Raw genomic sequence first — 11,515 nt, 5'->3', positions numbered from 1 at the left:
ATGTAACACTTTTGTGTCAGGAATCGAGAATCTGGAATCAGTCTGTTTTACTGATAACTGGTCCCTGACTCCTGATTCCTAAAGGTGTCACAATATCCCCATTAAATTACACTTTAGACTTGGAGATCTATATTATTCTAACTATAATTATATCTTTGACTATGTTATATTTTTTAGAATAATGAGTAAAATAAGAGATATCTGCTATTATTAACTACAAGGGGGGAAGCAAATGGATTTTAATTTAGTCATTGCTGGAGAAGCAGGGCAAGGATTGAATACATTAAATTTTGTATTAAGTAAGATTTTATTCAAAAGTGGATTCAATGTTTATTCAACTAAGGATTATGAATCCCGTGTTCGTGGTGGACATAATTTTATGAAAATTAGATTCGGAGATACTAAGATAACAGCACCTAAAGATGAGCAAGACATATTGTTAGCTTTAAATAAAGCTGCGGTAGAGATTCATCAAGATTTTGTTAAAGATGATGGAATTATAATTTATAATGGTGAATCCTATGAGGGAGAGCTAAGAGAAGAGAACAAGGATAAAGAGATATTTTCTTTAGAAGCTGCTTTAATAGCTGATGATATCGGAAATGGTAGAGTAGCAAATACAGTATTTGTGGGAGTATTACTTAAATTATTAGGAATGGATTTAAATATTGCTAAAGAGGTGTTAGGTGAATACTTTAGACGTGCTGAAGATATTAAAGATATGAATATCGGTGCATTGGATAAAGGGTATGAGAAAGCGGAGGTTGCTGAAAGAAGGTTTGAAATGCCCCAAGTTACTCCTAGCGATAATCAAATCTTAATCAATGGAAATCAAGCTATTGGAATGGGAGCAGCTGTGGCAGGGGTACAATTTTACTCTGCCTATCCAATGACTCCAGCAACTGGTGTCATGAACTATTTAGCTAAAAGACAGAATGATTTAGGAATAGTTGTAGAGCAGGCAGAAGATGAGATTGCTGCAATTATGATGGCATTAGGTGGTTCCTATAGTGGAATTCGTTCAATGACAGGAAGTTCTGGGGGAGGTTTTTCCTTGATGGTAGAGGCTTTAGGCTTTGCAGGAATAGCTGAGATACCTCTGACTATTGTTAATGTACAACGGCCTGGACCAGCTACTGGACTGCCAACTAGAACAGAGCAAGCAGATTTATTATTTGCTATTAATGCCTCACAAGGTGATTTTCCATTGATGGTGATTGCTGTCAAGGATGCTGAAGATGCTTTTTATCAAACTTATCGAGCAGTAAATCTAGCTGAGAAGTATCAAATACCAGTTATTATCTTAAGTGATCAGTTCTTAGCAGACACTGAGGTCAATTTAGAAGCCTTTGAATTAGATTCTTTACAAAGATATGATGGATTTATTAGTGATGAACAAGCAGAAGGTATTAGTGATTACAAGCGTTATCAGTTTACAGAAGATGGAATCTCTCCTCTTGCTTATCCAGGTCAGGTTCCAAAGAGTGTAGTCTTAGTAGATAGTGATGAGCATGATGAGCATGGACATATCATTGAAGATGCTGAAACTAGAGTAGCAATGGTAGATAAAAGACATGATAAGATAGAAAAACTCATCTTAGAGGATTTAGAAGAGCCAGAGTATATTGGACCAGAAGAAACAGATTATCTATTGATAGGGTGGGGTTCTACTTATGGACCATTACAGGAAGTGCGAGAATTATTAGAGAAAGATGGATATAATGTAGGGTTATTGACCTTCAGCGATGTCTGGCCATTACCAATTGAAGAGTTAGAGGATAGAATTGATGATACGGTATCGATTATGGTTGAGAATAATGCTACTGCTCAATTCTCTCGTTTAATCAGTAGTGAGACTGGAATTATGGTAAATCATGAGATTGTTAAATATGATGGACGACCATATACAGCTGAAGAGATTTATGATGCCATTAAGGAAGAGGTGATTGACTAATGGTAAATCCAGAGATATATGAACCAAACCGTGAGACAGCTTGGTGTCCAGGTTGTGGTGATATTCCTTTACGTCAGTGTTTAGCAGAAGCCTTAGCAGAGATGGAGCTTCAACCTCCTCAAGTAACTATGTTTACTGGAATTGGTCAGGCAGCTAAGATGCCCCATTATATTAAGGTTAACGGATTTAATGGTCTCCATGGTAGAGCCTTACCACCTGCTTTAGGAATGAGAATTGCTAATCCTAAGATGAAGGTAATAGTAGAATCAGGTGATGGTGATACCTACGGAGAGGGTGGTAATCATATTCTTCATAATATCAGAAGAAACCCTAATATTGCCCATTTTGTTCATGATAACCAAATTTATGGTCTGACTAAAGGGCAAGCATCACCGACAACTGGTGAAGAGATTACTACTTCTACCCAACCAAATGGTATTACGGCTAGACCCTTTAATCCAATTAAATTTGCAGTAGCTATGGGAGCTAGTTTTGTAGCAAGAAGCTTTGTAGGTAAAAAAGAACACTTAAAGGCAATGATGAAGGCAGCTATTAATCATAGAGGATATGCTTTGATAGATATTTTGCAACCTTGTGTTTCTTTTAATAAGGTTAATACTTATCAATGGTATATGAAGCGGGTTTATCAATTAGGTGATGATTATGATCCTACTAGCTATGAAGGTGCTTTGAAGAAGTCTGAAGAGTGGGGAGATAATATTCCAATTGGTATTATCTATAAGAATGATGAGATTCCAATTTTTAGAGATAAGCATCCTCAGATTGCTGATAGAGAACTAGTTAAAGAGAAGAAAAAACCAACAGATTTTCAAGCATTAATTGATGAGATGAAATAGACTTTAATAAAGGTAAAGGATGAGGATTATCCTCATCCTTTACCTTTATTAGTTTGTAATACCCACAATAGGTAGTGCTTCTTTGACTTGATTAATAACTTTTTGGGATATTACCGATGCAATTATACAGAGTAATAAATCTCCAGGGATTGGCAGTAAAAATCCAATTTTAATTGCTTTACTCAGACTAATAGTAGTTCCTGCAATCAAGTTCAAATTAAGATAAAGATAGATTACTCCAAATAAATAAACTATAGCTAAGCCGATTAAATTAGCTAAGAAAAAGTTGATAAAACTTGTCTTCTTGAGATTTTCAACTATTTTGCCAATCACATAAGCACCAATTGCAAATCCTATTAAATATCCAAAGGTAGGTTGTAATACATAAGCAGGTCCTCCCCCATGAGTAAAGATAGGAATACCAATCAATCCTACCCCTAAATAAACTAATTGACTAGTCAAAGCCAAGTTAGCGCCTAATAAGCTTCCAGCAAAAAAGATGAATAAAACTTGTAATGTAAAGGGTACATAAGGTATAGGAACTTTAATAAAAGCCCCAACTGCTGTGAGAGCAGCAAATAATGCAGCTAAGATAAGATTTTTAGTTTTAATTTTCATCACCACCTGATAGTTTCTTATGTTAGTACCAGAACTGAATACAATAGAGAGATAGTGCGACACTTTTTGGAATCTGGAATCAGTAGTCAGGAATCAGTTATAAACACTGGTTCCAGATTCCTGATTCCTGACACGAAAGTGTCCCAATATACCCATAAAAAGATATTATCTATATACACGTTTAATTTGCTAAAAATATAAGTATAATAGACTTTAATTCTTTAACTCTGCAATAGGAATTGCATTCTCTACCCTTTTAATAACCTCTTTAGAAATAATTGCAGAGATAATAGCTTTGATGATATCAAAGGGTAAGAAGATTAAAAAACCACCAATTAAGGCACTGTTAATTGGATATGCTTTACCAAGATAAAAGTTCATAATTAGATAAAGATGAGCTACTCCAAAAAGATAGAAGACAACTAATCCTAATAGATTGGCTAAGATAAAGTTTTTGAAGTTTTTCTCTCTGTTTTCGATTAGTTTACCAATTACATAAGCCCCAATAGCAAAACCTGCTAGATATCCAAAAGTAGGGTTTAATACATAAGCAGGACCTCCACCACTTGTAAAGATTGGTATACCGATTAATCCAACAAAGATATATACCAACTGGCTCATTAATCCTAGGCGACTACCTAAGAGGTTAGCAGCAAAGATCACAAATAAAGGCTGCATACTAAAAGGAACTCCAAAGGGAGTAGGGATCTTAATAAAAGCACCGATTGCAGTTAAACTTGCAAAAAGAGCAACTAGTACCATATCTTTAGTCTTAATATTCATAATGAATCCTCCTTGTATATATAATATAAAGTGGTTAACCGTGTTTTTAAAAGGTTAACGATGGATTTATTATAACAGAGTCTTATAATATTTGTCAATAGAATTACAATTATACTTGAAGGAGCAATTAATTTATAGAAAAATATAATGAAAATGATAATTGTTATCAAAAATAACAAAAAATAAATATTTCTTAAAATTAAAGCAGGAATTGTTACTAATAATCTCTAATAATATATAGAAGAGTAAAAAAACTCCCGTATAAGAAAGGCTACTTTACTAATAATATTAAAGAGACCTATTATCTTTGATAAATAATTTTAAAAGCTTAATTATAAATTATAGTGAAGTTGGGAGGAATAATTGTGAATAAATATAGGTGTATTATTTGTGGTTATACTTATGACCCTAAAAGAGGTGACAAAACTCAAAGGATAGAAGAGAAAACTCCCTTTGAAGAGTTACCTGAGAGTTGGCGTTGTCCAACTTGTAGGGCACAGAAGATGGACTTTAAGGAGGTTAAGTAAATGAAAGCAGTTCAAATTAAAGAGAATATTTATTGGGTAGGGGGTATCGATTGGGATTTAAGGGATTTTCATGGTTATTTAACCCAAAGGGGATCTACTTATAATGCTTATCTAATTATTGATGAGAAGGTAACTTTGATTGATACAGTCAAGCATTATCTTTATGATGAGATGATAGCTAGGATCTCTGATATCATAGACCCAGCTAAGATTGATTACATAATTTCTAACCATGTAGAGATGGATCACTCTGGTGGTTTACCTAAGTTGATGGAAGTAGCAACAAATGCTAAATTGATTACTTCTCCAAAGGGAAGAGCAGGTTTGATGGCTCATTATAAGAAGGATTGGGATTTTCAAATTGCTAAGCCAGGAGAGTCACTTAACATAGGAGAGAGGAATTTAAACTTTGTATTAACGCCAATGGTTCATTGGCCAGATAATATGGTTACATATATACCAGAAGAAAAATTATTATTCTCTAACGATGCTTTAGGTCAACATTATGCTAGTGTTGAACGTTTTGATGATCAAGCTGATTTTGATATTGTTATGGAGGAAGCTAAAAAGTATTATGCTAATATTGTAATGCCTTATGGAAGGCAGGTCCAAGGTGTTTTAAAGACTGTGGCAGGTTTAGATATTGATATAATTGCACCATCCCATGGTGTTGTTTGGAGAACCTTTGTTCCAGAGATTATAGAGAGGTATAAAAAATGGTCAGCTAATGAATATGATGAGAAGGCATTGGTTATATATGATACTATGTGGGATTCTACTAAAAAGGTTGCTTATGCAATTCAGAGTGCTTTTGAAGAGAAGGGTATCAGTACACGGATGTTAAACTTAGATGTAAATCACCGTTCAGATATCATTACTGAAGTGTTAACAGCCAAGTATATCTGTGTAGGATCACCAACTTTAAATAATAATATGCTACCATCAGTAGCTGCCTTTTTAACATATCTAAAAGGTTTGGCTCCTAAAAATAGAATAGGTTTAGCCTTTGGTTCTTATGGTTGGGGAGGACAGAGTATTGGTCAAGTAGAAGAAGTATTAAAGGAATGTAAGTTTGAAATTCTTGATTCAATTAAGGTTCAATATATACCTGACGAAAGTCAGTTAGAAGAGATTAAAAACAAACTAAAGGAGGAGATTAAATAATGAGTACTGAATTAAGAGAAGTTTATAGATGTAACCATTGTGGTAATGTAGTGGAGGTTGTACAGGCAGGACCAGCTCCATTAGTATGTTGTGGAGAAAATATGGAAAAGTTAGAAGCTCAAACAGCTGATTATACTACTGAAAAGCATGTACCAGTAGTAGAAGAGGTTGAGAGTGGAGTTAAAGTAACTGTTGGAAGTACTCTACACCCAATGACTAAAGAGCATTTGATTAGATTTATTGAAGTATTAACTGAGGATAAAGTGCTTAGAGCAGAATTAGAGGCTGGCCAGGAACCAGTAGCTGAATTTAAGGTAGCTAAAGATGAGATTGTAGAGGTTAGAGAATTTTGTAATATCCATGGACTATGGAAAGCTTAGTAAAAATAATTGACAATGTACAATTGACAATTAAAAATAAATTAAATTGTACATTGTTCATTTTAAATTGTAAATTAAAAAATGGAGGATGATAATAATGGCTAGTTTAAAAGGAACAAAAACTGAACAAAATTTATTAAAGGCATTTGCAGGTGAATCTCAAGCAAGAACACGTTATACATATTTTGCATCCCAAGCAAAAAAAGAAGGTTTCCGTCAGATCTCTGAAATCTTCTTAGAGACTGCTAGAAATGAAAAAGAGCATGCTAAGGTATTCTTTAAATTCTTAGAAGGTGGAGATGTAGAGATTACTGCTGCATATCCTGCTGGAGTAATTGGAACAACTGAAGAGAATCTAGAGGCTGCTGCTGCTGGAGAGAATGAAGAGCATACTGAGCTATATCCAGAGTTTGCTCGTGTAGCTGATGAAGAAGGTTTCCCAAAGATAGCTGTGGCTTTTAGAAAGATTGCTGAAGTAGAAGTAGAGCATGAAAAGAGATATTTAAAGTTATTAAAAAATGTAAGAGAAGAGAAGGTATTTGCTAAGGATGAAACTGTAAGATGGAAATGCGATAACTGTGGATATGTACATGAAGGTGAGCAAGCGCCTAAAAAATGTCCAGCCTGTGCTCATCCACAAGAGTTCTTTGAGTTAAAAGAGACTAATTATTAAAAGTTAAAAAATTATTAAACCCTTCACCTTATTGGTAGATTACTAATAGGGTGAATTTTTTATTTTAAATTTAAAAGTTTAGATGATAGGCTAAGGATTATTTAGATCTACAAGTTTAAAGTGTAATTTAATGGGGATATTGCGACACTTTTAAACCCCAGTGTATAGTGTATAGTTGAGAGTGAATAGTTAAATACAAAACCTTAAATCACAAAGCTTTTAATCTTTTTACTATCAACTATCAACTGACACAAAGTGTCGCACTATCTCTATATTGTTTCATTCTAAAGTTGGCAAGAAGATAAGTAAGTAGTATATGGTGTGGATTGCTATGCTAGATTTTGATTAATTAATATTCTATATTTTATTGGAAATAAATTGATTAAAAAGTATAATTGTTCCTAAAGACAAGTGGAAATAAATATAATCAAATTAAAAAGGTGTTTTTTGATAATTTGTTTAAGTATATTATTAAGATATCCTATTAAATAGATTAGAATAAGTTATTGTATTTAAAGTTAGTTTATCAATTGAAATGACTAGTTACTTTTGTGCAAACGTTTTTTATTTAATAATTATTAAGGGTGATAATAATGTTCGATTTATCTAAAAGAAGGCATAGTAAGATATTATATATATTATTGAATCAGCAAAAGTTGACTATTAATCAATTAGCTAAAAGTTGTAAGGTCTCTTCGCGTACAATTAGAAGTGATTTGGATAAGTTAGAGAAAGAATTGAGTAAAATGGGTATTATCTTACATAAAAAGCCAGGTGTTGGGGTTTGGTTGGAATCTGAATATGATAAATCTATGTGGCTGAAAGAATATATATCAAAAACAATTACTTTTAAAAGTAATTGTTCACCTTTAGATAGAAGAGCAGAGATAATCAAAATGTTACTTGAAAATAAAAGATATACTTGCAAGCTATTAGCCGAAGAGTTATATGTTAGTAGATCTACAATTAATAAGGATCTAGCAAAAATTAAGAAGTGGCTCAGCAATTATAATTTGACCTTAGAGAATCATCAGCAATCGTTCATTAGAATAAAGGGAGAAGAGAGAGATTTAAGAGGAGCAATAGTGGAGGTATTATTTAAGCTAATTGAAGAAGAAAAATTAGAAGAGATAAATATGTTATTAAAAAATAATCATAATGTTGATCCTAAAGATTATGATATCTTAAGAGATTTTTCTGCTGAAGTAGATTTGAAAAATATTAAAAAGATAATAGATTCTAAAGAAATTAAAGATAGTTTTTTATTTACAGATATTAGTAAGCTCTCTCTTATTTTTTATATCACTATAAGCATAAAGAGAGTTAAAGAGGGTAAGAAAATCAAATTATTAGTACAGGATAGGCTTAGATTAAAGAGGCTAAAGTTATTTAAATTAGCTAAGATTCTTGGAAGAAGAGCAGAAGAAGACTTTGAAGTAATAATTTCAGAGGATGAGCTTTGTGGAGCTTTTATACAGTTTTTATGTGCAGATGTATACTATGATAAGACACTAGCTACTAAAGAAGATATATTAAAGAAGCTTAATATTACTATTCTTGATATAAGTAGGAGGTTTATTGGGATAGTAGAAGAAGAATTAGATGTTAATTTAGAAGATGATATAGATTTATTTTTAGATTTAATATTACACATCAGACATATTTATAATCATTTTAGATATCAAGTTCCTAAGATGATTGTAAATGAATTAGATAATTTGATAATAAATAGAATCAAAGAGAATAATCCTGAGATAATTGAGATATCCAATAGAATTATAGATGTCTTTAGACAATATCATATAAATATAATAAGTCAGAGAGATATTGATTATATAGCTATATTATTATTATCGGCTTTTGAAAAACAGACCAAAAAGGTAAAGGCTATAATTATTAATAATGAAGCTCTTATAATAAATGAACTAATGGTTAGTAGATTAATAACAAGTATATCAAATTTAGAGATAATAGATTATATTTATAGTAAAGAAGTAAGTCAGAAAAGATTAAAGGATGCTGATTTAATTATTACTTCTAATCAACGAATTACTCTACCAGAAGCAATAGTGATTAGTCCTTTAGTCAAGGAGAAAGATATTCAATTAATTAGAAATAAAATTAAACTAAAATTAAAATCTAAGATTTTATAGGATAAGGTAACTGTCTTTACGGATATTTACTAGAAAAAAGCTATAAATGATATATTTTATATAGATAAACAACCTTAAAAAGAAATTTATTTTTTTACTTCCTTCTTAAGATTAAGAGGGGCTGGGGGCGTTGTGAGATTTTAAGAACTTAAACTCACCCCTAACCCCTCTCTTCATCTCAAGAGAGGGGAAAATTACATTCTAATAATTTAATACCTTTAATTTCTTAACTAAAAACTTTAAAAGATAACTTTCAGCAACGAATCTACCGAATTTACGCGAATAAAACCAAAAGAATTAATCTTTTACTCTTTAATTCGTGTTAATTCGCTGCTAATTTTTAGCTTTTAATCTTTAGTCTTTTATTACACTTTAGACTTGGATATCTATATAGATATTCAACTCTAGAATGAAACAATAGAGAGATAGTGTGACACTTTGTGTCGAGCGTGAGCTATGAGTGTGAGTGTGTGTAAAACTTCTTTTTATTGGGGGTTACTCACACTCACACACCCACTCACGCTTATTTTAAAAGTGTCACAATATAACCATTAAATTACGCTTTAGACTTGAACACCTATAGTACTAGTCGATTTAAAATCTACAAGAGATATAATAGCATAAGATTATAAGAAATATACCTGTTTAAAGTTGAGTTTTATCACTTTATGTTGGGTATTTTTATTTATTTTGATGCTTATAGGAGGGTGAATTGTGTTAAATTTATCTAAATGTAGATACAATAAAATTATAGATATATTATTAAACACTGATAAGATAATTACTATTAAAGAGTTAGCTAATATATGTAATGTCTCTTCTAGAACTATTAGGTCTGATTTGAAAGAATTGAAGGCTGAATTAGATAAATTCGATATTTCTCTATATAAAAGACCAGGGGTTGGTGTTTGGCTAGAGGCAGATGATAAGAATAAGAAGTTTTTAAAAGGTGAGATATCTAGAGGCGAGCTAGAATATCTGTTATTATCCCCAACAGATAGAGTAAAGGGGATAATTAAGAGGTTATTATTAAATCATAAAGATTATACTATAATGCTATTGGCTGAAGAATTGTCTGTGAGTAGGTCAACTATTATTAAAGATTTAATCGATGTGGAGCAATGGCTGAATAAATATCAGTTGACTTTAAATAGAGTAAGAAATCATGGAATTTATATAAAAGGAAGAGAGCTACATTTAAGAGAGGCAATGGTTAATATTATCTTTGAGCTATTAGGTGATAGATTGGAGGAGATAAGCCAGCTATTGATGAATAATCAAAGTGTTTATCCTCAAGATTATGAAATTCTACGAGAGTTTTGCTCCGATATAGATTTAAAGAAGATAAAGAAGATAATTGAGACTAATAAAATAAGAAATAATTATTTATACTCTCGTAAATCTATTTTATATATTACTTTCTATGGAAGCGTTACCTTTAAAAGAATTAAAGAGGGGAAAGGGATAAAATTAACTCCTCATGAACTTAAAGAATTGAACAAGCTAAAGTTATATAAAATTGTTAAGTTATTTAGAGTTATAGTAGAGAGAATAGTAGGTTTAAAGATATCTCAAGATGAGTTTGGGGGAGGTTTTTTACAATGTTTATCAGAGGAGTTTTATTTAGATAAAAAATTAGATAATAAAAGAGAGGTTTTGGATAGGATAGATGAAGAAGTAATAAATATAATGGATAAATTTATGGCTATAGTTGAAAGGAGATTTAAAATTAATATAGAGGGTAACACTGTCTCCTATATGAATCTGATATTATATATAAACCATCTTTTAAAGAAGTTTAAATATGGTATTAGTAGAAATGTACTCTCTGATATAGAGGATGATATAATAGAAGAACTTAGGGAGTTAAATCCTGGTATATTTGAAGTGGCTGGTGAAATGGAAGAGATATTTAAAGGGTATTCAATAGTAATAAAGCAAGATGATATTAATCACATTGCTTTATTACTATTATCAATATTTGAAAAAAATAAGGATAAAGTTAAAGCTTTAGTTATTTTTCATGAAAATAGAGTTATTAATGAATTGATTAATGTACGTCTAACTAATAAAGTGCCTAATCTTAAGATAGTCAAAACATTATATTATCATCAGGTAGATGAAGATTCCTTAAAAATGGCAGATATTATTATTAGCTATAAATATTTATCTCAAATTCCTGAAACAATAGTGATAAGTCCTTTAGTTGATGATAATGATATTAAAATAATAAATAATAAGATAAGATCATTTAAATAAAATTAATATGATTATTAATAAAAACACCATTTTTAATAAAGATGGTGTTTTTGTTATTTTGAATTCACATGGCCATATTAAGAGAAATATTTTTTAATGATGTAAAATTTCCATAATAAAAGTGGAAATTTATATATTGTTTAAATA

At 31.2% G+C, this 11,515-nt stretch carries 10 protein-coding genes; 8 read left to right on the top strand and 2 right to left on the bottom strand.

Translation table 11 applies throughout. From position 1 onward, the window contains the following. Nucleotides 1-232 precede the first annotated feature (232 nt). A complete protein-coding gene (locus ACTCDL_RS10180) occupies nt 233-1,954 on the top strand; it encodes a 2-oxoacid:acceptor oxidoreductase subunit alpha (RefSeq protein ID WP_463176341.1) in 1,722 nt (573 codons plus the stop codon). After that, complete coding sequence (locus ACTCDL_RS10175) at nt 1,954-2,811, top strand: thiamine pyrophosphate-dependent enzyme (protein WP_463176338.1); 858 nt, start codon at nt 1,954-1,956, stop codon at nt 2,809-2,811. The genes ACTCDL_RS10180 and ACTCDL_RS10175 overlap by 1 nt, the downstream gene beginning before the upstream one ends. A 48-nt stretch (nt 2,812-2,859) precedes the next feature. Here ACTCDL_RS10175 and ACTCDL_RS10170 read toward each other — a convergent pair whose 3' ends face one another. Continuing rightward, nucleotides 2,860-3,429: a biotin transporter BioY gene (locus ACTCDL_RS10170; RefSeq protein WP_463176335.1), complete on the bottom strand. Its 570-nt coding sequence runs from the start codon at nt 3,427-3,429 to the stop codon at nt 2,860-2,862. Between the two features lie 213 nt (nt 3,430-3,642). Then, nucleotides 3,643-4,212 carry a biotin transporter BioY gene (locus tag ACTCDL_RS10165; protein WP_463176333.1) on the bottom strand — a complete coding sequence of 190 codons (570 nt, stop codon included), beginning with the start codon at nt 4,210-4,212 and terminating at the stop codon, nt 3,643-3,645. 365 nt (nt 4,213-4,577) lie between these two features. Between ACTCDL_RS10165 and ACTCDL_RS10160 the strand changes: the two genes are divergently transcribed. From ACTCDL_RS10160 to ACTCDL_RS10135, 6 genes are all read left to right on the top strand, one after another. After that, nucleotides 4,578-4,739, top strand: coding sequence for a rubredoxin (locus ACTCDL_RS10160; RefSeq protein WP_463176330.1), 162 nt, complete (start codon nt 4,578-4,580; stop codon nt 4,737-4,739). Next, nucleotides 4,740-5,903: an FprA family A-type flavoprotein gene (locus ACTCDL_RS10155; RefSeq protein WP_463176328.1), complete on the top strand. Its 1,164-nt coding sequence runs from the start codon at nt 4,740-4,742 to the stop codon at nt 5,901-5,903. Continuing rightward, on the top strand, nt 5,903-6,283 hold the full coding sequence (locus tag ACTCDL_RS10150) for a desulfoferrodoxin (RefSeq protein ID WP_463176325.1): 381 nt from the start codon (nt 5,903-5,905) through the stop codon (nt 6,281-6,283). The genes ACTCDL_RS10155 and ACTCDL_RS10150 overlap by 1 nt, the downstream gene beginning before the upstream one ends. A gap of 94 nt (nt 6,284-6,377) precedes the next feature. Beyond that, complete coding sequence (gene rbr, locus ACTCDL_RS10145; RefSeq protein WP_463176346.1) at nt 6,378-6,956, top strand: rubrerythrin; 579 nt, start codon at nt 6,378-6,380, stop codon at nt 6,954-6,956. 593 nt (nt 6,957-7,549) lie between these two features. Next, the gene (locus ACTCDL_RS10140; RefSeq protein WP_463176322.1) at nt 7,550-9,109 is read left to right on the top strand and encodes a BglG family transcription antiterminator; all 1,560 of its coding nucleotides are present in this window, start codon (nt 7,550-7,552) and stop codon (nt 9,107-9,109) included. Nucleotides 9,110-9,823: 714 nt separating this feature from the next. Then, complete coding sequence (locus ACTCDL_RS10135; protein WP_463176320.1) at nt 9,824-11,368, top strand: BglG family transcription antiterminator; 1,545 nt, start codon at nt 9,824-9,826, stop codon at nt 11,366-11,368. Nucleotides 11,369-11,515: the final 147 nt, after the last annotated feature.

This window comes from Orenia sp. (assembly GCF_055140805.1).
This window is presented reverse-complemented; position numbering and strand designations above follow the sequence as displayed.

Excerpts from the sequence above, each read along its gene's own strand:
- ACTCDL_RS10180 (WP_463176341.1), top strand. The coding sequence starts at position 233 with ATGGATTTTAATTTAGTCATTGCTGGAGAAGCAGGGCAAGGATTGAAT.
- ACTCDL_RS10175 (WP_463176338.1), top strand. The coding sequence starts at position 1,954 with ATGGTAAATCCAGAGATATATGAACCAAACCGTGAGACAGCTTGGTGT.
- ACTCDL_RS10170 (WP_463176335.1), bottom strand. The coding sequence starts at position 3,429 with ATGAAAATTAAAACTAAAAATCTTATCTTAGCTGCATTATTTGCTGCT.
- ACTCDL_RS10165 (WP_463176333.1), bottom strand. The coding sequence starts at position 4,212 with ATGAATATTAAGACTAAAGATATGGTACTAGTTGCTCTTTTTGCAAGT.
- ACTCDL_RS10155 (WP_463176328.1), top strand. The coding sequence starts at position 4,740 with ATGAAAGCAGTTCAAATTAAAGAGAATATTTATTGGGTAGGGGGTATC.
- ACTCDL_RS10150 (WP_463176325.1), top strand. The coding sequence starts at position 5,903 with ATGAGTACTGAATTAAGAGAAGTTTATAGATGTAACCATTGTGGTAAT.
- ACTCDL_RS10140 (WP_463176322.1), top strand. The coding sequence starts at position 7,550 with ATGTTCGATTTATCTAAAAGAAGGCATAGTAAGATATTATATATATTA.